General features: G+C 62.2%; 25 protein-coding genes. 10 read left to right on the forward strand and 15 right to left on the reverse strand.

Features of this window, described 5'->3' with window-relative positions; genetic code table 11:
- Positions 1-122: 122 nt before the first annotated feature.
- Together NKH05_RS23625 and NKH05_RS23630 are read right to left on the reverse strand one after the other, a co-directional pair.
- On the reverse strand, positions 123-635 hold the full coding sequence (locus tag NKH05_RS23625) for a GNAT family N-acetyltransferase (protein ID WP_352639955.1): 513 nt from the start codon (positions 633-635) through the stop codon (positions 123-125).
- Positions 628-1449, reverse strand: a complete 822-nt coding sequence (locus NKH05_RS23630) for a transglycosylase SLT domain-containing protein (RefSeq protein WP_352846718.1) — start codon at positions 1447-1449, stop codon at positions 628-630. The genes NKH05_RS23625 and NKH05_RS23630 overlap by 8 nt, the downstream gene beginning before the upstream one ends.
- A 162-nt stretch (positions 1450-1611) precedes the next feature.
- On the opposite strand from NKH05_RS23630, the gene NKH05_RS23635 reads away from it, so the two are divergent.
- Entirely contained in the window at positions 1612-2181 is a 570-nt protein-coding gene (locus NKH05_RS23635) for a methylated-DNA--[protein]-cysteine S-methyltransferase (protein WP_352856892.1), read from the forward strand.
- 48 nt (positions 2182-2229) lie between these two features.
- Here NKH05_RS23635 and NKH05_RS23640 read toward each other — a convergent pair whose 3' ends face one another.
- Positions 2230-2556 (reverse strand): hypothetical protein, encoded by a 327-nt coding sequence (locus NKH05_RS23640; RefSeq protein ID WP_023719370.1) that lies wholly within the window; start codon positions 2554-2556, stop codon positions 2230-2232.
- Positions 2557-2854: 298 nt separating this feature from the next.
- Between NKH05_RS23640 and NKH05_RS23645 the strand changes: the two genes are divergently transcribed.
- The 3 genes from NKH05_RS23645 (at position 2855) to NKH05_RS23655 (ending at position 3796) form a co-directional block, all read left to right on the forward strand.
- The gene (locus NKH05_RS23645; protein WP_023678332.1) at positions 2855-3067 is read left to right on the forward strand and encodes a cold-shock protein; all 213 of its coding nucleotides are present in this window, start codon (positions 2855-2857) and stop codon (positions 3065-3067) included.
- 277 nt (positions 3068-3344) lie between these two features.
- Positions 3345-3545, forward strand: coding sequence for a hypothetical protein (locus NKH05_RS23650; protein WP_023719371.1), 201 nt, complete (start codon positions 3345-3347; stop codon positions 3543-3545).
- Entirely contained in the window at positions 3542-3796 is a 255-nt protein-coding gene (locus NKH05_RS23655) for a type II toxin-antitoxin system RelE family toxin (protein WP_023719372.1), read from the forward strand. The genes NKH05_RS23650 and NKH05_RS23655 overlap by 4 nt, the downstream gene beginning before the upstream one ends.
- 86 nt (positions 3797-3882) lie before the next feature.
- On the opposite strand, the gene NKH05_RS23660 is transcribed toward NKH05_RS23655, so the two are convergent.
- The 3 genes from NKH05_RS23660 to NKH05_RS23670 form a co-directional block, all read right to left on the reverse strand.
- The gene (locus NKH05_RS23660) at positions 3883-4491 is read right to left on the reverse strand and encodes a glutathione S-transferase family protein (RefSeq protein WP_023719373.1); all 609 of its coding nucleotides are present in this window, start codon (positions 4489-4491) and stop codon (positions 3883-3885) included.
- A 288-nt stretch (positions 4492-4779) separates the two neighbouring features.
- Positions 4780-5634 carry an EAL domain-containing protein gene (locus NKH05_RS23665; protein WP_352856890.1) on the reverse strand — a complete coding sequence of 285 codons (855 nt, stop codon included), beginning with the start codon at positions 5632-5634 and terminating at the stop codon, positions 4780-4782.
- Complete coding sequence (locus NKH05_RS23670) at positions 5631-6524, reverse strand: EAL domain-containing protein (RefSeq protein WP_023719375.1); 894 nt, start codon at positions 6522-6524, stop codon at positions 5631-5633. Before NKH05_RS23670 ends, NKH05_RS23665 begins: the two co-directional genes overlap by 4 nt.
- 215 nt (positions 6525-6739) lie before the next feature.
- Between NKH05_RS23670 and NKH05_RS23675 the strand changes: the two genes are divergently transcribed.
- Positions 6740-7942, forward strand: a complete 1203-nt coding sequence (locus NKH05_RS23675; protein ID WP_023719377.1) for a pyridoxal phosphate-dependent aminotransferase — start codon at positions 6740-6742, stop codon at positions 7940-7942.
- Positions 7943-7948: 6 nt separating this feature from the next.
- On the opposite strand, the gene NKH05_RS23680 is transcribed toward NKH05_RS23675, so the two are convergent.
- Both NKH05_RS23680 and NKH05_RS23685 read right to left on the reverse strand, forming a co-directional pair.
- Complete coding sequence (locus NKH05_RS23680; protein WP_023719378.1) at positions 7949-8344, reverse strand: (R)-mandelonitrile lyase; 396 nt, start codon at positions 8342-8344, stop codon at positions 7949-7951.
- 44 nt (positions 8345-8388) lie between these two features.
- Positions 8389-8979 carry a methyltransferase family protein gene (locus NKH05_RS23685; protein ID WP_023719379.1) on the reverse strand — a complete coding sequence of 197 codons (591 nt, stop codon included), beginning with the start codon at positions 8977-8979 and terminating at the stop codon, positions 8389-8391.
- A 147-nt stretch (positions 8980-9126) separates the two neighbouring features.
- On the opposite strand from NKH05_RS23685, the gene NKH05_RS23690 reads away from it, so the two are divergent.
- The 3 genes from NKH05_RS23690 to NKH05_RS23700 all read left to right on the forward strand — a co-directional run bounded on the left by NKH05_RS23690 (position 9127) and on the right by NKH05_RS23700 (position 13611).
- The gene (locus NKH05_RS23690; protein ID WP_352856888.1) at positions 9127-9993 is read left to right on the forward strand and encodes an alpha/beta fold hydrolase; all 867 of its coding nucleotides are present in this window, start codon (positions 9127-9129) and stop codon (positions 9991-9993) included.
- Positions 9994-10152: 159 nt separating this feature from the next.
- Complete coding sequence (locus NKH05_RS23695) at positions 10153-12204, forward strand: elongation factor G (RefSeq protein WP_352494921.1); 2052 nt, start codon at positions 10153-10155, stop codon at positions 12202-12204.
- 909 nt (positions 12205-13113) lie between these two features.
- Positions 13114-13611 (forward strand): methyltransferase family protein, encoded by a 498-nt coding sequence (locus NKH05_RS23700; RefSeq protein ID WP_352592445.1) that lies wholly within the window; start codon positions 13114-13116, stop codon positions 13609-13611.
- 138 nt (positions 13612-13749) lie between these two features.
- Here NKH05_RS23700 and NKH05_RS23705 read toward each other — a convergent pair whose 3' ends face one another.
- Both NKH05_RS23705 and trxB read right to left on the reverse strand, forming a co-directional pair.
- A complete protein-coding gene (locus NKH05_RS23705) occupies positions 13750-14646 on the reverse strand; it encodes a LysR family transcriptional regulator (RefSeq protein WP_023719100.1) in 897 nt (298 codons plus the stop codon).
- 97 nt (positions 14647-14743) lie between these two features.
- Positions 14744-15718, reverse strand: a complete 975-nt coding sequence (trxB, locus tag NKH05_RS23710; protein WP_023719101.1) for a thioredoxin-disulfide reductase — start codon at positions 15716-15718, stop codon at positions 14744-14746.
- Between the two features lie 268 nt (positions 15719-15986).
- On the opposite strand from trxB, the gene NKH05_RS23715 reads away from it, so the two are divergent.
- Positions 15987-16463, forward strand: a complete 477-nt coding sequence (locus NKH05_RS23715; protein ID WP_352483142.1) for an Lrp/AsnC family transcriptional regulator — start codon at positions 15987-15989, stop codon at positions 16461-16463.
- A gap of 239 nt (positions 16464-16702) precedes the next feature.
- Here NKH05_RS23715 and NKH05_RS23720 read toward each other — a convergent pair whose 3' ends face one another.
- From NKH05_RS23720 to NKH05_RS23735, 4 genes are all read right to left on the reverse strand, one after another.
- On the reverse strand, positions 16703-17194 hold the full coding sequence (locus tag NKH05_RS23720; protein WP_280940417.1) for a DUF4145 domain-containing protein: 492 nt from the start codon (positions 17192-17194) through the stop codon (positions 16703-16705).
- 282 nt (positions 17195-17476) lie between these two features.
- Positions 17477-18046 carry a DUF4145 domain-containing protein gene (locus NKH05_RS23725; protein ID WP_051409668.1) on the reverse strand — a complete coding sequence of 190 codons (570 nt, stop codon included), beginning with the start codon at positions 18044-18046 and terminating at the stop codon, positions 17477-17479.
- Between the two features lie 136 nt (positions 18047-18182).
- Positions 18183-18623 carry a hypothetical protein gene (locus NKH05_RS23730; RefSeq protein ID WP_023719104.1) on the reverse strand — a complete coding sequence of 147 codons (441 nt, stop codon included), beginning with the start codon at positions 18621-18623 and terminating at the stop codon, positions 18183-18185.
- A 113-nt stretch (positions 18624-18736) separates the two neighbouring features.
- Positions 18737-19216 carry a DUF2321 domain-containing protein gene (locus NKH05_RS23735; RefSeq protein WP_198030484.1) on the reverse strand — a complete coding sequence of 160 codons (480 nt, stop codon included), beginning with the start codon at positions 19214-19216 and terminating at the stop codon, positions 18737-18739.
- Between the two features lie 192 nt (positions 19217-19408).
- Between NKH05_RS23735 and NKH05_RS23740 the strand changes: the two genes are divergently transcribed.
- Positions 19409-19819: a hypothetical protein gene (locus NKH05_RS23740; protein ID WP_352483140.1), complete on the forward strand. Its 411-nt coding sequence runs from the start codon at positions 19409-19411 to the stop codon at positions 19817-19819.
- Between the two features lie 123 nt (positions 19820-19942).
- Here the strand turns inward: NKH05_RS23740 and NKH05_RS23745 are convergent, their stop codons facing one another.
- Positions 19943-20518 (reverse strand): D-sedoheptulose-7-phosphate isomerase, encoded by a 576-nt coding sequence (locus NKH05_RS23745; protein ID WP_352791417.1) that lies wholly within the window; start codon positions 20516-20518, stop codon positions 19943-19945.
- Positions 20519-20520: the final 2 nt, after the last annotated feature.

Genomic DNA, 20520 nt, shown 5'->3' on the forward strand with positions numbered 1-20520 from the left:
TGGCCTTATGCACTGTACCTTCGTCATCCTAGGGCGGAGCAGGAGCGAAGCGACGTCGCGGAGACCCTAGGATCCATGCCGTTACCTTCGAGCGTCGGAGCCTCTGCTGAACATCGCCGCACTTACCAAGGCGCTTGCCCCGACCTCTCACCCGCCCAGTCCACCTCGACCATCCCCAGCCGCTCATAAAGCCGCACCGCAGCCGCGTTCTCCACCGTGTTGGTCTTGAGGTCGACATGCGTCGCGCCCCTTGCCTGAAACACCGCGAAGGCGTGCCGCATTAGCGCCTCGGCAATGCCCTTGCCGCGCGCCTCGGGATGGACGGCAAGATCCTTGACGAAAGCCCGCGTCCAGCAGAGCGCGGCACCCGCCAGCCGGCCCTTGCGATCGATGACCAGGAAACACAAAGCCGGGTCGAATTCCGCGTCGCCCGAAATGCGCGGCCACCATTCGTCGAACGGCCCGTCGGCGCCGTCGTCGAACACCGCGGTCAACAGCGTATGCAAAGCGAGTGCATCGGCGGCTTCGAAGGCGCGCATGAAGAAACCTTCCGGCCAGCGCGGCGCCAGAAGCGTGTCGTCGAGGATCTTGCGCAGTCTTATTTCGTTTGGCGCCGGCGGACGCGGCTCAGGCATCGGGCTGCATGCGGCGGCGCAGGCGGTCGCTGCCGAGTCCGGTTTCGCCCAGCATCCCCTTGCGCTTGGCGTCGTAGTAATAGCCGCTCTGGTAGAGCCGGTCGGCGCGCTTGGGGTTGCCGCCTGAGACTAGCCAGGCGCCACGCAGATATTTCACCGCATATTTCAAATTGGTCTCGGCGTCGAACAGGCCGCTTGCCGGTCCATCATAACCCATGCCGCGCGCCGTCGCGTGCTTGATCTGCATCAGCCCCCAATGGCCGCGATTGTAGGCTTTCGGGTTGAAGGTGCTCTCGCGGTTGACGACGCTGCGCACCAGATCGACCGGTACCTGGTAAAGCGCGGAATATTTCTCGATCAGCCGCTCGATCTCGCTGCGGCCGCCGGCGTTCGACTGGCCCTCTGCCAGGTCGGTCGCGGCCAGAGCGGCCGGGTTCTGCGGCACGGTGTAGGAAACCGGCTGAACGCCGGGCATGGCGGCGGTCTGTTCGGTGACCGGCATGGCGACAGCGGCCGTTGCGATGGCTGGCTGGGCATTGGCCGTCATGACGGCGGGCGCAGAAGCCGCCAGCGGCGTCGCCCCGGCAAAGGCGGCGGCCGGCTCGACCGGCAGCGCTGCCGTCTGGGCGAGGCCGGACGGTTCCGGCAGGACCGAAACCGTGTCGGGCAGCGCCAGCGTGAAGCCGGCATCGGTGTTGGCAGAGTTTTCCGTGAAGGCGGGCGCCGAGGTCACCGGCGAAGTCGAGGTGCAACCGCTGAGAGCGGCCACGGCCAACACCGCCGCAAGGACGGGAAAGAGGAATTTTGCTGGCAAGCGGCGCTCGGGTCCGGTTCGTCGGGTGTTAAGAAGTCCTTACACCAGCATCTTTCCCCCGGCAATCCGCGGTAGACGGTGGTTTTCGGGTGGCGAGCCGGGCCGGGAAATGCGATATTGTTCTGGATTTGTACTTCGAAGGATTCCGGAAAGGAGCACGCCATGGACGCCTCTCATGCCACCGCCGGCCACGCGGTCTTCGAAACCGTGCTCGGCTTCATGGGCATCGCCTGGAGCGAGGCCGGGCTGACCCGGCTCTGCCTGCCGCAGCGCAATCGCGACGCGGTCGAGCGCCGGTTGCTGCGCCATGCCGCCGCCGACCAGGCAGCGAAGCCCGAGCCGCAATGGGTTGCCGAACTGATCGCGTCGATCAAGGCCTATGCCGCCGGCGAGGACGTCGATTTCTCCGGTGTGCCGGTCGATCTCAGCGGCGTCGACGAGTTCCGCCTGGCGATTTATGACGCGGCGCGAAAGCTCGCCTTCGGCGAAACCACCACCTATGGCGAACTGGCCAAACGCGCTGGCCATGCCGGGCTCGCGCGTGAGACGGGCGCGGCGCTCGGCGCCAACCCAGTGCCGCTGGTCATCCCTTGCCATCGCATCCTTGCCGCCGGTGGCAAGATCGGCGGATTTTCCGCGCCCGGCGGCTCGGCCACCAAGGAAAAGATGTTGGCCATGGAAGGCGTGCGGGTTGGCCCGCCGCCGCCCGCGCAGGTGTCGTTCGGGTTTTAGGTATGTCGATATTCAGGTGATGCCGGCACCCTGGGACGTCAACCGCCCCTAATCCGGAAGCAGGCGCCGGCGGAAACGCCGGTCGATCTCCACCCGCTTGCACTTGTAGACGGTGCAGGAATTCGTATCGGCGCTCGGCACCGAGGCCCGCGCCCTGACCTCGCCGATGTCGCAGAATTGCTGGCTCCGCACATAGCGGTCGTAGAGCGCCAGCCCCGGCACGCGCGCCGATCTGTAGCGCAGGATGACCGCACCCTCGCGCGCGATCGTCGCCTGCACCTTGCCGCAGCTCATGCGCGTCGGGTCGTAGCGCGAGACCGCCTGCGCCTCGGCGGCCACCAGCGTCAGGCAAGCGGCAAGTAGAACGATTTTCATGGCCCTCTCCCCAAACCCGGTCGCGCCTGAAGCCGGCGCGATCCTCTCGCGTCAGGCGCGCAACGACGACGCTCTCACGCGATTGGGGCGGCCGTTGGGCAGCGTTGCCGCGGCGCCATTTTCCGCCCCGTCTTGTTTTTTGTGCGGAAGCATATTATATGCGGTCCATTGATATTTCGGCCGATCGATCCGGGCCTCGCGATATTCGCGTTTGCTGACGTTCTATCTCCAAAATCTCGATACAAACCGGCTGGGTTTCGGTCCAGTCAAACTAAAGCAAACGTAAAGGACTATCGAAATGGCAACAGGTACGGTCAAGTGGTTTAATTCCACCAAGGGTTTTGGCTTCATCCAGCCTGACAGCGGCGGCGCGGACGTTTTCGTTCACATCTCCGCAGTCGAGCGCGCTGGACTGTCGACCCTGGTCGAAGGCCAGAAGATCAACTTCGAGATCGAGCAGGACCGCCGCACTGGCAAGTCGTCCGCTGGATCTCTGAGCAAGGCAGCCTGATTTTGCGAATGGTGCGCGCCGGGCGATAGCCCGGGGCGCGCGGCAAGTCACGGATGTACTGGCGGTCGCGCGAGAAGCGCGCCGGAGCGAAAGACCCCGACAAGTCGACGCAGCAGATTGCTGCCGGCCCGGCCAAAACGCTCCCGATCAGGCTACCAAGCATGGGAAGGCGGGATTTTGTCCCGCCTTTTTGCTGTCTGGATTCCGATGAACCACCGCCTTGGTCCTATGGGACCACTTTGTGGTGTTTTTACCCCGGTCATGGTATCATCAACCCATGAGCAAGCTTGAACAGATTGAGAAATCCGTCGCCGAACTAAACCCCGAAGAGCTCAAGGCGTTTGCCGCATGGTTCGAGGCGCTGCAGGCCGACATGTGGGACCGTCAGTTCGAAGCCGACGCCAAGGCCGGCAGGCTGGACAGGCTTGCCGAGCAGGCCTTGGCTGATCATCGGGCCGGCCGGACTCGGCCGCTGTGAAGCATTTTGCCACTCCCTCGTTTTGGGAGGCTTACGCAAAACTGCCCTCGTTGATCAAAGCAAAGGCGAACAGACGTTTCGCCAAACTGAATTCTGGGCCGTTCCACCCGTCGTTGCTTTTCAAACAGGTCGGGCGCTGTTGGTCGGCGCGGGTTGATGTCAATTACCGCGCCGTAGCTGTTCGCGACCACGATGACGTGGTCTGGTTCTGGATAGGCACCCATTCCGAATATGATCGCCTGCTGAAATAGCCGCGCGACCATTCACGCCACGGGCCGAAGCCACAAGCGCGACGTCCGGAGCGAGCCGCGAAGCGGCGACAAGCGTGAGCACAGAACTAAGGCAACCACTCCAGCGGCACATGCCCCGGGTCGGCCTCGACCCGTTGCAGCCAGGCGGCGACCGCCGGATAGGCGTCGAGCTGAAAGCCGCCCGTCTCGGTCGTATGCGTATAGGCATAGAGCGCAATGTCGGCGACGCTGAGCGCACTGCCGGCGAAGAAGCTGCTCCCGGCTAGGTGCTTATCCATGACGCCGAGCGCCTTGTTGCCGCGCTCCAGCGTCAGCGCCAGCCGCTCGGGCGTCGCGTCCTTGGCTCTTTCAGGGAAGGTCAGCAGCGCTCTGCGCACGGCGATATAGGGCTCGTGGCTGTATTGCTCGAAGAACAGCCACTGATAGGCCAGCGCGCGTTCGTATCTGTCCGCCGGCAGGAACCGCGTGCCTTCGGCGAGGTAGAGCAGGATGGCATTGGATTCGGCCAGCCGGCGGCCGTCGTCGAGTTCGAGCAGCGGCACCATGGCGTTCGGGTTTTTCGCGACATAGTCGGGTTTGCGCGTGTCGCCGGTGTGCGAGCTGACCTCGACATTGGTGAAAGCGATGCCGAGCTTGGCCATCAACAGGCGCGGCTTGTAGCAATTGCCGCTGTCGATCATTCCATAGAGTATCATCGGTGCTCCCCCTTGCTCGCAACCACCCGTCTCCGGGCTTGATCCAGCCTCTATCGCGGCAGCGGCGGCTTCATCCAGTGATTTGTTTTGGCGTAACCATCAGCGCCGCTGATGCATTTCAGGATATATCGAGATTCAAGTCAGGCCGAGCCGGAGTCGAAGACGGGCGCGAAGCGACCAGACTGGTGGGTTCCGAGAACCGGAGCGGAGCGTACTTTGGGTACGTGAGCACCGGAAGCGCAGGAAACCGCCGTTCGCAGGCCGGCATCACTTGAATCTCGACATATCCTAGCCGAACAAGGGAATGACGTTGCTATCCCTGCCAAGCAGCCCGTCGATCGACAGCGGCTCCTCGTCGAACAGCGTGCCGGCCAGCGCCGGTCGGGCGAGGTAAAAACCCTGCAGCAGGTCGACGCCGCCATCCAGCGCGACGCGCAGATGCGTGGCGTTCTCGATGCCTTCGACCAGCACCTTGGCGCCACGGTCGTGCAGCGTCGAAACCAACGGCCGGAAAAACCGCTCGGCGGCGGCATGGCGGCAGAATTCGGCGAACCAGGTGCCGTCGATCTTGACGATGTCGGGCTGCACCAGCGCGACCCTTTCTTCCGTCGAATGCCCGGTGCCGAAATCGTCGATGGCGATACGGACGCCGTCGCGCCGCATCTCGCGCGCCAGGCTGACAAGCACCTTGTCGCCGGCAGCCTGCTCGGTGATCTCGCAGACCAGCATGCCGGGATGCAGGCCGAAATCCGCCAGATGCCTGGTCATCAGCCTGATTTCGGCCAGCGCCCGTGCGGGGTCATCGTTGATCAGCGGATTGTAGTTGAAGAACAGGTCGAGCCCGTCGACGCCGATGTTGCGGAAGTTGCGCAAATGCAGCACCCGACATATGGTTTCGACAAATAGCCGATCCGCTGCCGGCACGCCTTCGAAGAACATTTGCGGCGCCACCGGCCTGCCGGCACGATGCGGCTCGATCAGTCCCTCGACCGCGAGGGCGGCGAGAAATCTGCCGCGCGACGCGAAGACCGGCTGGTAGGCGCTCCTCAGCCGGAATGCGCCGTAGACGCCATATTCGATGCCGACCTCGTCGGCAAAGATCGCCTCTCCGACCTTGCGCCGCATGTCGGCTTGCCCGGTCACGATGCCACCCTGCGGCCAAAGGGCCGCATCGGCCGTCGCGATGGCGGAACCGCCGCAGGCACCTTCTCCGCATCGGCCGACACCGCGGCCGCCTGCCCGCTCGTGTCGAAGACGCGGAAGCTGGTCGGCGCGAGCTCAGGGCGCGCCAGCACGTAGCCCTGCACCATCGAGGCGCCCGACTTTTCGGCAAGCTCGAGCTGCCAGCCCGTCTCGATGCCCTCGAATACCGTACGGATGCCTTGCTCTTCGAAGCTGGTCACCATGGCGGTCAGCAAGGCGAAGCCGGCACCGGATTCCATCAGCGTCATGATCCAGTCGGCATCGAACTTGACGATGTCGGGTCTGAGTTCCTTGATACGATTGATGTCGGATTCGTCGGCGCCGTAATCGTCGACTGCAATGCGCAAACCGTTGCCCCTGAGCGCCTCGACGAAATTGTAGAGCGTTTCCTGCGACGCCGATTTCTGCTCGGTGACCTCGCAGACGACGCGGCGCGGATCGATGTCGGCCTCGTGCAGCACCAGCCGCATGTCGCGCAGCGCCTTGTCGGCGATGCCGCGGTCGGTGAACACCGACGGATCGAAATTGATGAAGATCGAGGCGTCTCGCGGCAGGCAGGCGCCGGCGTTCAGAAGGTGCAGCGTCCGTGTCAGCGCCTCGATATGCAGGCGGTCGACCGCCGGACAGCTGTTGAAGAAACTCATCGGCTGCTGCGGCTCGCCGTCGCGGAACGGCCGGATCAGCCCTTCGAAGGCGACGACGGAAAGCTTGCCCTTGTTGAAGGCGAAGATCGGCTGGAAAGCGCTTTGCAGCGTATAGAGCCCCCAGACACCGCTGGCGGTGCCGTCATCATGGCGGATGATATGGGCAAGCTCGATGCTGCGCGTCACGGTTCCTCGCTGTACGAGACTGGCAGACCGGCCACGGTCCTGCCGTTCAAGCTTTTACCGATCGTTGATGAATTTATTGTTGCCAGCATTGCGCGTTGGCTCATTCGACAATGCCTGCGCTGGGCTTGCGCCGGGGCTTGCGCTTGACCAGATGATGCGACATGAGAGGCGCCGCGGCGCCTTCGCCGCGCCGGTGCTTTCTGGAGATATCTCTCATGGCCTTTCTTGCCGACGCCCTTTCCCGCGTAAAGCCTTCCGCGACCATCGCGGTGACGCAGAAAGCGCGCGAGCTGAAAAACGCCGGCCGGGACGTGATCGGGCTGGGCGCCGGCGAACCGGACTTCGACACCCCCGACAACATCAAGAACGCCGCAATCGAGGCGATCCGCCGCGGCGAGACGAAGTACCCGCCGGTCTCCGGCATCGTGCCGCTGCGCGAAGCAATCGCGAAAAAGTTCAAGCGTGAGAACAATCTCGACTACCGGACGGAGCAGACCATCGTCGGCACCGGCGGCAAGCAGATCCTGTTCAACGCCTTCATGGCGACACTGAACCCCGGCGACGAGGTGATCATCCCGCGGCCCTATTGGGTGAGCTATCCCGAAATGGTAGCGATCTGCGGCGGCACCTCGGCCTTTGTCGAGACCTCGATCGACAACGGCTTCAAGCTGACGGCGGCCGTGCTGGAGAAGGCGATCACGCCGCGCACCAAATGGCTGTTGATGAACTCGCCGTCCAACCCCTCGGGCGCCGCCTATACCGAAGCGGAGCTCAAGAGCCTGGCCGACGTGCTGTTGAAGCACCCGCATGTCTGGGTGCTGACCGACGACATGTACGAGCATCTGACCTATGGCGACTTCGTCTTCAAGACGATCGCCGAGGTCGAGCCTAAGCTTTATGAGCGCACGCTGACCATGAACGGCGTGTCGAAGGCCTATGCCATGACCGGCTGGCGCATCGGCTATGCGGCAGGCCCGGTGCCGCTGATCAAGGCGATGGACATGATCCAGGGCCAGCAGACCTCCGGCGCCTGCACCATCGCCCAATGGGCGGCGGTCGAAGCGCTGAACGGCCCGCAGGATTTCATCCCGAAGAACAAGGCGATCTTCCAGGGCCGGCGCGATCTCGTCGTCTCGATGCTCAACCAGGCGCGCGGCATCACCTGCCCGTCGCCGGAGGGTGCTTTCTACGTCTATCCCTCCTGTGCCCAGCTGATCGGCAAGAAGACCAAGAGCGGCAAGGTGATCGACAGCGACGAAACCTTCTGCTCGGAACTGCTCGAGGCCGAGGGCGTGGCGGTTGTTTTCGGCTCGGCCTTTGGCCTCGGCCCGAACTTCCGCATCTCCTACGCCACATCGGAGACACTGCTCGAAGAGGCCTGCACGCGCATCCAGCGCTTTACTGCCTCGCTGGCCTGAGACGTTTCAGCCGCCATACTGCTCGTCGCTGACCTTCTCCAGCCAGTCGACATGCAAGCCGTCGAGCGCCTCCTGCATGGCGATGTGGGTCATCGCCGATTTGGCCGCGGCGCCGTGCCAGTGCTTTTCGCCGGCCGCAAAGGAGACGACGTCGCCGGCCCTGATCTCCTGGATCGGCCCGCCCCAGCTTTGCGCGAGGCCGGCACCGGACGTGACATAGAGCGTCTGGCCGAGCGGATGCGTGTGCCAGTGGGTGCGGGCGCCGGGCTCGAAGCTGACCAGCGTGGCCCTGAGCCGCGCCGGCGCCTCTTTCTCGATGATCGGCGTCTGCAAAACCCGGCCGGTGAAATATGTCTCCGGCGCAACGATCGTCGGCACGCTGCCGCAGGCAATGATCTTCATCGTCGCAATCCTCGATTTGATTCCTCGGTGTGCGGACTTAGACCCTACCACTTTCGTCCGATGCCGGCTGCATGTCCTGCCCGGCTACGGGCAAGGCGAGGCCAGAACAGGCCGGTGCGCGTGCGGTAGGCGTTGTAGGCATCGGCCAGCCTTGTCCGCGAAAATTTTCGCTCTTCGTCCAAGGCCGCGATCACATAGATCGTAACGATGCCGGCGACCGGCACCACCGCCCACACCGACCAGGTCGCGATGCCCCATCCGATCCAGAAGATGATGTAGGACGTGTAGAACGGATGGCGGACATGGAGATAAGGGCCTTCGGTCACCAGGCTGTCGGGATTGTCCGGATCGAACGCGAAACGCAGCCGCGCCTTGCGTGAGACCGAGATCGCCCACCAGAAAAGCGCCGAGCTTGCCAGTTCGATGGCGAGCCCGACGATCTTCGCTGCAACCGGCTGCCGCTCGATCCACAGCAGTGCAAGAAAGAACAGCGCCGTGCCGACCACGACGGCCGAAATGATCATGGCGCCTTGAGACATGCTCGATGACTGGAAATGCGCGCGCATCGACCAGGCATATTGGCCGAGCGTGGCGATGCTGCTGATCGAGAGGAGAAGGTCGAGTGTGGATTCCATCATCAGGGTCCCGGGGTTAGCTGTGGTGGATTCGCTACATCATACTCGGCAGAAACCGAGAAATCATTTCTTAACCACCGTTCTAAACAACATGGTGACCTCGGCATGCGATGTTGACCTCGAGACAATCCGAAGGTCCAACCAGCTATGGCCGTTTCCCACCGCACGATCCGCACGCCGCAAGCGGATTTGCGCCTCAGCCAGTCGTCGGGACCAGGCATCCCGCTTGTCCTGATCCACGGCTCGGGCAGTTCGCGCGCCGTATTCGCCCGCCAGTTCGACAGCCCGTTGGCCGCTGCCCATCGATTGATTGCTTTCGACCTGCCCGGCCATGGCGAATCGTCTGACGCCCGCGATCCGGCGACGGACTACACCATCGCCGGCCTTGCCCAGTCGGCGGCTCAGCTCCTCGATGCCTTGGGGATCGGCCGCGCCGTCGTCTTCGGCTGGTCGCTTGGCGGGCACGTGGCAATCGAGCTCGCGAGTTTCCACCGCGCCGTCGGCGGGCTGATGCTAACCGGCGCGCCGCCGGTATCCAAGGGCCCTTTCGGCATGCTGCGCGGCTTCCATGCGCATTGGGACATGCTGCTGGCGTCCAAAAAGACGTATTCCGAACGCGATGCCGAGCGCTTCGAGGCGCTGTGTTTCGGCGACACGGCAGATCCGTCCTTCCGCAAAACCATCCTGCGCACCGACGGCCGGCTGCGCGCCGCGGTGACGCGCGGCATGCTCACAGGCAAGGGCGCCGACCAGCGACAGGTGGTCGAGCAAGCCGCATTTCCGGTCGCCATAGTCAATGGCGAGAACGACCCCTTCGTCCGGCTCGGCTATTTTGAGACGCTGGCCTACGGCTCGCTGTGGGAGCATTGCCACATCATCCCCGGCGCCGGGCATGCGCCTTTCTGGGAGCGTGCGGACCTGTTCAATCCGTTGCTCGCGCGCTTTGCCGAGACGGCGGCAGTGCAGCGCGTGGACGCAACCCCGCTGGCGTCGCGGCGCACCGGCACCGGCTGAACGTCAACTTCCAATCCCTTCAACTTCAAATCCCTTGCCCTCCCGGCCTGCCCGTGGGACGATGCCCTTTGGGTAGGTGGCAAATTGAAAAAAGCCTCGCCCGCGACGGCCGACAGGCCGGCCGCCGCTCACAGGGAAACGCCTGAGTGGAGGTCAGCCATGGGTACTCGCGCCGGAGGACGACGCACGGGACCGAAATGCATTGCCATAGTCGGTCCCTTCGCAAGCGGTAAGACGACACTTCTCGAAGCCATACTCGCCCGTACAGGCGCCATTCCCCGCCAGAATCCCGTTTCGTCGGGAAATACCGTTTCCGATCATTCGCCCGAGGCGCGTGCCCATGCGATGAGCGTCGAGGCGACCTTCGCTACCACCGAATTCATGGGCGAGCCGTTCACCTTCGTCGATTGTCCCGGTTCCATCGAATTCTCCTTCGAAGCCGAGCCGGTGCTGGCCGCCTGCGACGTCGCCGTGGTCGTCGCCGAAGCCGACGAGAAGAAGATCCCTGCCCTGCAGCTGATCATGCGCAAGCTCGATGATCTCGGCGTGCCGCGCATCCTTTTCCTGAACAAGGTCGACAAGGCGATAGCAGGCGTGCGCGACACGCTGAAGATGCTGCAGCCTGCAAGCTCGGTGCCTCTGCTGCTGCGCCAGATCCCGCTGCGCAAGGACGGTGTCGTCATCGGCTCGATCGACCTCGCCCTGGAGCGAGCCTACATCTATCGCGAATATGCCGAGAGCGAGGTCGCGCAGATCCCGAGCGACGACAAGGCGCGCGAGCTCGAGGCGCGTTTTTCCATGCTGGAGACGCTCGCCGACCATGACGACCGGCTGATGGAGCAATTGCTGGACGAGATCGAACCGCCAAAGGATGCGATCTTCGACGATCTTGCCGCCGACCTGCGCGACGGCATAGTGACGCCGGTGCTGATCGGCACCGCCGAGAAGGGCAATGGCGTGCTGCGCCTGTTGAAGACAATCCGTCACGACGCACCCGACATCGAGGCGACGCGCCGGCGTCTCGGCGCGCCCGATGGCAATGCCACCGTGGTCCAGGTGATGAAGACCGTCCACACCCCGCATGGCGGCAAGCTGTCGGTGTCGCGCATCCTGTCCGGCCAGGTCGCCGACGCCGCCGAGCTGTTCCTTTCCAATGGCGAAACGGCAAAGGTCTCCGGCATCTACAAGATGCTCGGCAAGGACCAGTTCAAGCTGACTTCGGCCAAGGCCGGCGACACGGTCGCGCTCGGCAAGCTCGACGCCGTCAGGACGGGCCAGACGCTGAGCTCGACCAAGGGCGGCATCAAGCCGCTGGTCACGCTGGCGCCGCCCCAACCGGTCTTCGCCTTCGCTCTGCGGCCGAAAGAGCGCAAGGACGAGGTCAAGATGTCGGCGGCCATCCAGCGCCTGGCCGAGGAAGATCCCTCGCTCAACCTGCATCACAACCAGGATTCGGCCGAAACCGTGCTGTCTGGCCATGGCGAGATGCATCTGCGCGTCGTGCGCGAGCGGCTGGAAGGCAAGAACCAGATCCCGGTCGAAGGCCATGTGCCGGCCGTGCCCTACCGCGAGACGATCCGCAAAGCGACGCAGCAGCGCGGCCGCCACAAGAAGCAATCGGGTGGCCACGGCCAGTTCGGTGACGTGGTGATCGAGATCAAACCGCTGCCGCGCGGGTCAGGCTTCCAGTTCACCGATACGATCACCGGCGGCGTCGTGCCGAAGACCTACATCCAGTCGGTCGAGACCGGCGTGCGCGATTACCTGAAATCCGGGCCGCTCGGCTTCCCGGTCGTCGATGTTGCCGTCAACCTTTCCGACGGCTCCTACCATGCCGTCGATTCCTCCGATATGGCCTTCCAGATGGCGGCGAAGCTGGCGATGAAGGAAGGTATGGCCGCGTGCTCGCCGGTGCTGCTCGAACCGGTGATGAAGGTCGAGATCGTCACGCCGTCGGATGCGACGTCGAAGATCATCGCGCTGATCCCGCAGCGGCGCGGCCAGATCCTCGGCTACGACGCGCGGCCTGATTGGCCGGGATGGGACGTTGTCGAGGCGACCATGCCGCAGGCCGAGATCGGCGACCTCATCATCGAGCTGCGCTCGGCCACTGCGGGTGTCGCCAGCTACCGGGCCGTCTTCGACCACATGGCCGAACTCACCGGCCGGCTGGCCGACGAAGCGCTGAACGCCAACGGCAAGGCCGCCTGAAACGGCAGCTTGCGGCCAGAACACAAGGAAGCACACAAGGAAACGGCGCCCGGATCATCCGGGCGCCGTTTCGTTGCGGACCGTCTTCGTGGGAGGCGAAACGGCAGGTCCGCCGCATGCTTGCCGCCGATGCGTGGCGGCGGAAGAAGGTTCGGACGCGGTAGCTGCCTGAGCCCGGTCGTCCGAGTGATGCCCCCATCCCCCGGACGAGCCACACCGCGTCCTATGTTCTGCTTAATCGATTTGGCGCGCCCGCGGCATGTTACCCGAGGTTACATGTCACTGTTACGCGACCGTTCCGGCCAATTTTCTGGCGATGTGTTGGTTTCGGGCAACAAAAAAGCCGGATCAATGAAGACCCGGCTGAGTTTGATTGGAAGTGCCTGTTAAGGCTAACCTCCAGAGGGGAACACTCGAGAGCGCTAATGGGAGGAGAACGCGCTCAGGAGATGATCTATATATGTGCTCTTCATGCCCAAGAAACAAGCATCTATTTTGCAACACACACATGCAAAAAGGCGCCGGCTGTGGTCTAATCCGTCCCGAAGCGCAATAGGACCAGTTGAATCGCTGAAATGCGGCGTGCGGCAAGGCAAAAATCGATCTGCAGCCGCGAATCAGCAGCGATTCTTGCTCCGAAAGTCGAAAAACACAGGATGACGTGGAATCGTGCAGCACGCGTTTGTTTTTTCGGCAGCCAGACCTTGCTGGTGCATGTTGCCTAAAATCCCGCCTCGGACTTGACCCGAGGGTGCAGCGGTTTGTGATGCATGAATAAGGACAAGACCTGAGGAGCGTTGCAGGAAACCGTTCAAGGGCGCGCCTTAGAGCATGATCCCGGTCGAACAGGAAGATAGAGCCCATCCCGATTTCATCGGGATGGAACAGGCTCTAGGTAAGGAGACCTCCATGCGGCCCGCTTCGGCGATCGCCGGCAGCGTCATCTTCCTTGCTGTAGCGCCCGGCGTGGTCGCCGGACTGCTGCCTTGGCTGCTGACCGACCGCTATCGCCTGCCCTGGTCGAGACTGCCCGGTTTCGTTCTTGTGGGCTGGCTGCTGGTTATCGCCGGCACAGCCATACTGCTGCACGCCTTTGCCCGTTTTGCCCTGGAGGGCCTGGGTACGCCAGCCCCGGTCGCGCCGACCGAAAGGCTGGTGGTCGGCGGCATCTACCGCCATGTGCGCAACCCGATGTATGTCGCTGTGCTGTCGATCATCCTCGGCCAGGCACTGCTGTTTTCGAGCTGGGCGGTCGCCGCCTATCTAGTCATCGCCGCGGCCGCCCTGATCTCCTTCGTGAAACTATATGAGGAACCGACGCTTGCCCGCCGCTACGGCGCCGAATACGAAGCCTACCGCTGCGCCGTGCCCGGTTGGCTGCCCCGCCTGACGCCTTGGCGCGGGTAATTTCTGGACGCCGACAATTAGCGAAACCGGCGATACGGCCCCCTTCTCCCCGTCACTATACGGGGAGAATGACGCTTTCACCGAAGCTTTCGCCAATCGCCGGCGCTGCTCGGAAAAGTCGACGAGCTGCACTAGAAACTAAAACGACCAGCTGCGCGCCTTGGCGATGATGAAATCGCGGAAGACATGCAGCTTCGCCTGGTTCTTCATCGCGTCGGGATAGGCGAAATAGGTGTCGAAGGACGGCACCTCGGTCTCGGGCAGCAACTGCACCAGCCCCGAATCCTTGCTGACCACGTAATCCGGCAGCATGGCGATGCCGGCGCCGCCTTGCACCGCCCGCTTGATCGACAGGATGTCGTTGATCTGCAGCGTCGGCACCCTTTGCCCGCCTTCGAAATCGCCGACCGTTTCCAGCCAGTTCAGTTCCGACAGATGCGCCGGCACCGGCACGCCGAAGGTGACGATGCGATGGGCCTTCAGCTCGGCGATCGAATTCGGCTTGCCGTATTTGTTCACATAGGAGGGCGCCGCGTAGAGATGGAAATGCACGGTGAACAGGCGGCGCTGGATGAGGTCGGGCTGCTGCGGCTGGCGCAGCCGGATGGCGCAATCGGCCTGGCGCATTGTGAGGTCGAGCTCCTCATTGGCGAGGATAAGCTGCAGGCTGACCTCAGGATAGAGCTCGATGAATTCCTGCACGCGCTCGGTCAGCCAGCCGGCGCCGAGGCCGACCGTGGTCGTCACCCTGAGCACGCCGGAGGGCCGGTCCTTAGTCTCGGTCAGCCGCGACTTGATGGTTTCGAGCTTCATCAGCACGTCGTGCGCCGTGCGGAACAGCATCTCGCCCTGTTCGGTCAGCACCAGGCCGCGGGCGTGGCGATTGAACAGCGGCACGCCGACGTCATGCTCGAGCGCGCTGACCTGCCGCGAGATCGCCGATTGCGACAAATGCAGTGTTTCCGCGGCATGGGTGAACGACCCCGCTTCTGCTGCGGCGTGAAACACGCGTAGCTTGTCCCAATCCAACGCCATGATTTCCCCTCGTCCTGTTTTCTGGCGTCCGCCTGTTTTGGCGTCTGAATGAAAAATCAGGCTTTTGCGCGGCTTTTCTCAGCCGCTTGTTCAACAATCACTCCGCCGCTTCGCGGTGAACCTCGATCCCCGCCAAATATTTTTCCGCCTCGAGCGCGGCCATGCAGCCAAGCCCGGCCGCCGTCACCGCCTGGCGGTAGATATCGTCGGTCACGTCGCCGGCGGCGAACACGCCCGGCATGTCGGTGCGGGTCGAATCCGGTGCCGTCCACAGATAACCGTTCGGCTTCTGCTTCAGCTTGCCGGCAAACAGCTCGACCGCCGGTGCGTGGCCGATCGCCACAAACACGCCGTCGACCACGAGATGCATCTCCTGCCCGGTCACCACATTGCGCAGCTTCAGCCCTTCGACCGAAGGCGGCATCGGCGCCTTGCCGGGCCGGCCAGTGATCTCGTCGACGACCGTATCCCAGATGACGCGGACATTGTCCTTCTGCAGCAGCCGCTCGCGCAGGATGCGCTCGGCGCGGAAATCGCTGCGCCTGTGGATGACGGTGACGCTCTTGGCCAGGTTGGAGAGATAGAGCGCTTCCTCCACCGCCGAATTGCCGCCGCCGATCACCGCGACATCCTTGCCGCGATAGAAGAAGCCGTCGCAGGTGGCGCAGGCCGAGACGCCAAAGCCCATGAAGGTGTGTTCGCTCGGGATGCCCAGCCACTTCGCCTGCGCGCCGGTGGCGATGATCAGCGCGTCGGCGGTATAGGTCGTACCGGAATCGCCCTTGGCGCGGAACGGCCGCACATTGAGGTCGACCTCGGTGATGATGTCGTTGACGATGTCGGTGCCGACATGCTCGGCCTGCTTGAGCATTTCGCTCATCAGCCATGGGCCCTGGATCGGGTCGGCGAAGCCCGGATAGTTTTCGACATCGGTGGTGATCATCAGTTGCCCGCCCTGCTGCAGGCCGGCGACCAGCATTGGCTTGAGCATGGCGCGGGCGGCATAGATCGCCGCCGTATAGCCGGCAGGGCCGGAGCCGATGATGAGAACAGGCGCGTGCTTGGTGATCATGAAAAGCCTCTGCGGGGGAGCAGCCATGGATTGTGGCATGAACTCTCGTCGATTGTTGCGCGTAATGTAAGTGTTGCCTGCGACGCCAGCAAGGCAAGTTGCCGTTCGTCCCCGGAAAGCTTCCGCACCGGCGACGGCGACAAGCAACCGGTAGCAAGATGATGCGAAAATCCTCGATCCACCGGATGGAATAGACAGCAAAGTCGTTTAACTACAAAGTCGCGAAAGATTCTTTCGCGTCACCACGGAAGCCCGCACGGAAGCCGCCATGCCGATCAAGGCCGATCTCGATGCCATCGACTGGAAGATCCTGCGCGAGCTTCAGCAGGACGGGCGCATGACCAATGTCGAACTGTCGAGCCGCGTCGGCATTTCGGCGCCGCCATGCCTGCGCCGCGTCAGGCGGCTGGAAGAAGCCGGCATCATCCGCGGCTACCGCGCCTTGCTCAACGCGCCGGCGCTCGGCCTTGACGTCGTCGCCTTCTGCCTGATCGGCCTGCATCACCAGGCCGACGCCGAGCTCAAGACCTTCGCCGAGCGCACCCGCGGCTGGCCGATCGTGCGCGATGCCTGGATGGTGTCGGGCGAGTCCGACTTCCTGCTGCATTGCGTGGCGAGCGACCTCGGCACCTTCCAGACCTTTGTCATCGAGGAACTGGCCTCGGCAGCCAATGTCGATACGGTGCGAACCGCGCTGACCATCCGCCGGGTCAAGGATGAAGGGCTAGTGGCGTTTTCGGCTTGAGGAGGCCCCACAGACGGCGCCTTCGCCAAAATTCTGTCTTCGGACCATGACGATTTCTCTTGGGCTGCCAAGCGGAACGAAATGCGGCGGCAGCGGCAAGCATCACGCAGGAAACCGGCTCCTTGACAATTCGTGGGAATGATCTGCGCAACGTAGGCGATGGACGCCGAACAAAGCCGCAGTCGGTTAATGGTGGCTGGAACGTCCTCGTGAGCGCCTCGCCCGGATATCGGGTCCGACTAGGGCACGACTTTCGGTTTCTTTAGAGCGGTCAACCGCGCAACCAGGGATGTGTACTGGTAGACTGCTTTCAGCAATTCCTTGGCAAGTTCTATCGCCAATTCGGACTCTTCCTTGCCTATGGCGTCATAATCCTTAGCCTCAATATGTGCGGCATCATTACCAAGAATCCGCAACTCGTCAGCCGCGGTGAGTAGCTCGGAAGGCACTACGGCGACTGAGCTCAACGCAGCCAAGCGACCTTTGAGATCTTTTCCAGCCGCTTTTTTGTCGTCGCATAGCTCTTCCAAAGTGCGCCGGACCATCAGAGCGGCCGCTCGGTAGCAGCCCGCAGCGTGGCATTTTATTGACTCCTCCAAGGTGGAGAGGATGTCTGGCGGGAGGTTCGTCGCATCGAAGTCGATGACTTCTGGTGGGTATGAGACCACTTCGTTGTTGGACGTAGCGACAAACACAAGCGACGAACACGCTGGGTTCGGGCACCTTCGCATGCCGGCCGCTGCCGACTTGGCAACCCTACGCCCATTAGGATCCGCCCATGTTATTAGCCATGTGACATCTGGGCAGTTAGAGTATCCATGAAACGATCCGGTATGACGGCAATGAGGGCAGCGAAGAGAGACTACTTGCGGATGGTGGTGACCCAAGTTCTCCTTTGGATTTAAGTCCAAATGCGCACCTCCAGTATGAAGTTAATCCAAGGTAATCAGACGTGGGTATGGTGGCAAGCGGCGCCTGACCCGCGTCCGAGGAATATCGAAGCGAGGGGCCTACTAGCTGGCCTGAGGTTCAAACCATTTTGCCGCTTGCAGGCTGTTCATTACCCTATCAGCGATGGCCTTGTAGCGTCTGGCATCGTCGACGCTAAAATCATGTGACGTTTCATGCGCAGCTCTATTGCCTAGTACCCGGAGATCATCGAGCAAAGCAGACGTGCCAGCGTCTATGAGTTCGTTGTCGCGAAGAAGTCGGATCATGTTGCCGAACGGAAGTTTACGGGCTTGCCCCGAGCTTTCGGCCAGCCCGTAAACAGCCGACTCCAATTCGGCACGGACTTCAAGGATAGCTGCGCGTGGGGATATTTGGACGATTTTGTCAAACCGAGAAATCTCTTCCGGTGTTGGTGGAGGGATCTCGATATTCTTGTGCGGCAGGTGCTCTGCCGTTTTTTCGGCTTCGCTGAGACGAAACGATATCTCCGTATCCTTGTGTTTTAAATGAAGCCGAGGAAGCAAAGGGCGGAGCTCTCCGCGGAAGATCCAGACGGCTGCCACAATGGCGGCGGGCCATGCCAAGGAAGTCGCTGATGCGAATAGGGAAGCAAAGAAATCCAAGTAATTCATTCTACCCCTTATTTGCCAGCAGCAAACCCGATTGCAGGTAATCATACATGGCGCTCACCGGCAAGCAGCGCCGCAACGCTCCCTGCAAAATGCTCCTGAGAGCCTAGGGCCATCTGTCATCAATCACCGTCGGCGACTATGAATACTCATAACGCCCGAGATCAACGTGCTTCCCGCAGTTCATGCAGTTGTATCGTCTCCGCCCTGAGTATTTGTCGTCATACTGAAGGATGGATCGCTTCCTTTGTTGAAAACAATTCGGGCAGACGAGATGGCTCGGTTCATCGCCCGGTTTCCCCGCTATCAGTTCATAAGCGTAAGTCTGGTCGCCAAAGTCTTTCAAAAGGTAGCGATCTGCTGTTTTCTCCCATCTTTCAAACTCGGCGATCTTTTCTTGTAGCTCGCGCATGGCGTCGCGCGATGCAGAGGCAGAGTGCTGAGCATCTGCGATCTTCTGCTGGAGCTCTATGACGGCAGCATTCAGTTTTACCTGGTCGTCAACATTCTTCAGGCCCTTCGCGATTTCAAAGGCTGCTGTGAGGGCCGAATAGCCACTCGCAATCACAGACAGATCCATTCGATGTCCCTCCGTCTAAAATAGATGGAAAGTAGATCAGGTTAGATGACTGCCGGCAAGAAGACTGGCGAACGAGCAAACTGATGTTGCAGAGCGAAGGTCTGCCGGGTTTGCTATAGTCCCATGGCCTTCTTCGCGGCATCGGTTGCGATTGACACCACGATATCACGAATGCCCTTTCCAAGGATTGGTCCCGCTTTTGCGATCAGCTTGTTCACGCGAGTAGCAGCGACGGTTGTCTGAGCTGTGTCTGAAGCGAGGGCGATGAAGCTGGACTTAGCCTTCTCGCGTTCATCGGTCTCGATACCCTCTACTTCGTCGACGAGTTCTTTTGCAGCTGCGACAGCACGTTCAGTCCAGGGAAACGGCTTCCCGCATGCATGGCAGAAGGCAGGAATGTGCATCCCGGAAGAGATGTTGCCAAAATCGCTACGAATTATTCGGTTGCCGCGAATTGATGCACGACAGGAGGGGCAGGTGACGATTGTCTCTTCCCCACACCGAGGGCAAAATTTGCTGCTCGCGGCCGCCTCGACATTCCCGGTAATCGCATGGCCGTTAACGCATACTTGGCCCACCTTGTAGATTTGCAAGCGCTCCTCCAGGTGAAAAACAATCAAACTAGAAACAGAGAAATCAAATATGTCTCGCCGGGGCAATAGACCTGGTGCTGGCTGCAAGCGTGGTACACCGAATAAAGCGAGCGTAGGGCGTCAAAAAAGTCGCTGCGACCGGCGACACCTCTCTGGCGCGACAGCAAAGCGGACGCCACGAGGCGGGACGACATGGCCAAAGCGCCAGCCCCGTATCCCAAGCTCGCCTCCATGCAGCACACCGGCCGGGGTGGCGGACCGATCCAGACCGTCGAACTCACGAAGCTGAGCGGTGATGACTTCGCACGTCTCGAATCCATCTTCGGTCCGCTTGCCGGACCCGGCGACGATCATGCGCCTAATCAGGGCGGAGAAGGCGAAGCGGCAGCTGAACGGCGTCGCATTGAGCGAGACGCTGAGAAGATCAACGCCAAGCGCCGCACGCTTGCTGGCTTCGTCAGGAGGCGTTGGCGGCTCTGGACCCCGGAACGCCATACGTCGCAGCCGGCATATCCACGCTATCTACGTGCACCTTGCCAAGCGCCTGACATCAAACAACCCGCCTCAACGGCGGGTCTCGGCGCGAATCAGCACCATAGCTGAATTAGTAGCATAGCTGCCGGCACAAAGCAAGAACAAAATGTGGCGGCATCGACGAAGCTGCCGATCTCCCCCCTTGCGGGGGAGATTGCAGCTTCGCCGACGGCATCAACTCCGAATGCACAATCACCCTGCGTCGCAGAGGCGCGTTTCGACCATTTCGCACAAATGGTGATAAAGGCACAAATGCCCCTGCTGGATGATCGGCGTCGAGGTCGAGGGTACGTTGAGCAGGATGTCGGATAGCGGCTTCAGCTTGCCGCCGGTGTCGCCGGTCAGGCTGATGACCGTCATGCCCATCATGCGCGCCTGCTGGGCGGCGGCGAGAATGCTTGGCGAATTGCCGCTGGTCGAGATGGCGAGCAGCACGGCGCCCGCCGAGCCATGCGCCTCGACCTGGCGCGCAAACACCGTGTCGAAGCCGTAGTCGTTCCCCCAGGCTGTCAGCACCGCCGCATTGGCGGGCAGCGCGATGACGTTGTAGGCCTTGCGCTCCCTGAGGAAGCGGCCGACCAGCTCGCCGGCAATGTGGATGGCATCGCTGGCCGAGCCGCCATTACCGGCGATCAGCAACGCCTTGCCCTGCGAAAGCGCGGCGACGACGGCGCTGACCGCCCGCTCCATCTCGCTGGTCAGGTCGCGCTCGACCATCGCCAAAATCGCGGCCGCCGAGCGGGCCAGGTAATCGTTCAGTTCGGACATGA

It is taken from the genome of Mesorhizobium sp. M1399 (assembly GCF_040317735.1).
In the GTDB taxonomy this organism is placed as follows: domain Bacteria; phylum Pseudomonadota; class Alphaproteobacteria; order Rhizobiales; family Rhizobiaceae; genus Mesorhizobium.

Coding starts and splice junctions, on each gene's coding strand:
- NKH05_RS23720 (WP_280940417.1), bottom strand. CDS start 17,194: ATGCGAAGGTGCCCGAACCCAGCGTGTTCGTCGCTTGTGTTTGTCGCT.
- NKH05_RS23695 (WP_352494921.1), top strand. CDS start 10,153: ATGGGTACTCGCGCCGGAGGACGACGCACGGGACCGAAATGCATTGCC.
- NKH05_RS23685 (WP_023719379.1), bottom strand. CDS start 8,979: ATGGAATCCACACTCGACCTTCTCCTCTCGATCAGCAGCATCGCCACG.
- trxB (WP_023719101.1), bottom strand. CDS start 15,718: ATGATCACCAAGCACGCGCCTGTTCTCATCATCGGCTCCGGCCCTGCC.
- NKH05_RS23725 (WP_051409668.1), bottom strand. CDS start 18,046: ATGAATTACTTGGATTTCTTTGCTTCCCTATTCGCATCAGCGACTTCC.
- NKH05_RS23715 (WP_352483142.1), top strand. CDS start 15,987: ATGCCGATCAAGGCCGATCTCGATGCCATCGACTGGAAGATCCTGCGC.
- NKH05_RS23645 (WP_023678332.1), top strand. CDS start 2,855: ATGGCAACAGGTACGGTCAAGTGGTTTAATTCCACCAAGGGTTTTGGC.
- NKH05_RS23640 (WP_023719370.1), bottom strand. CDS start 2,556: ATGAAAATCGTTCTACTTGCCGCTTGCCTGACGCTGGTGGCCGCCGAG.
- NKH05_RS23635 (WP_352856892.1), top strand. CDS start 1,612: ATGGACGCCTCTCATGCCACCGCCGGCCACGCGGTCTTCGAAACCGTG.
- NKH05_RS23625 (WP_352639955.1), bottom strand. CDS start 635: ATGCCTGAGCCGCGTCCGCCGGCGCCAAACGAAATAAGACTGCGCAAG.
- NKH05_RS23745 (WP_352791417.1), bottom strand. CDS start 20,518: ATGTCCGAACTGAACGATTACCTGGCCCGCTCGGCGGCCGCGATTTTG.
- NKH05_RS23740 (WP_352483140.1), top strand. CDS start 19,409: ATGGCCAAAGCGCCAGCCCCGTATCCCAAGCTCGCCTCCATGCAGCAC.
- NKH05_RS23690 (WP_352856888.1), top strand. CDS start 9,127: ATGGCCGTTTCCCACCGCACGATCCGCACGCCGCAAGCGGATTTGCGC.
- NKH05_RS23705 (WP_023719100.1), bottom strand. CDS start 14,646: ATGGCGTTGGATTGGGACAAGCTACGCGTGTTTCACGCCGCAGCAGAA.
- NKH05_RS23680 (WP_023719378.1), bottom strand. CDS start 8,344: ATGAAGATCATTGCCTGCGGCAGCGTGCCGACGATCGTTGCGCCGGAG.
- NKH05_RS23660 (WP_023719373.1), bottom strand. CDS start 4,491: ATGATACTCTATGGAATGATCGACAGCGGCAATTGCTACAAGCCGCGC.
- NKH05_RS23650 (WP_023719371.1), top strand. CDS start 3,345: ATGAGCAAGCTTGAACAGATTGAGAAATCCGTCGCCGAACTAAACCCC.
- NKH05_RS23675 (WP_023719377.1), top strand. CDS start 6,740: ATGGCCTTTCTTGCCGACGCCCTTTCCCGCGTAAAGCCTTCCGCGACC.
- NKH05_RS23700 (WP_352592445.1), top strand. CDS start 13,114: ATGCGGCCCGCTTCGGCGATCGCCGGCAGCGTCATCTTCCTTGCTGTA.
- NKH05_RS23730 (WP_023719104.1), bottom strand. CDS start 18,623: ATGGATCTGTCTGTGATTGCGAGTGGCTATTCGGCCCTCACAGCAGCC.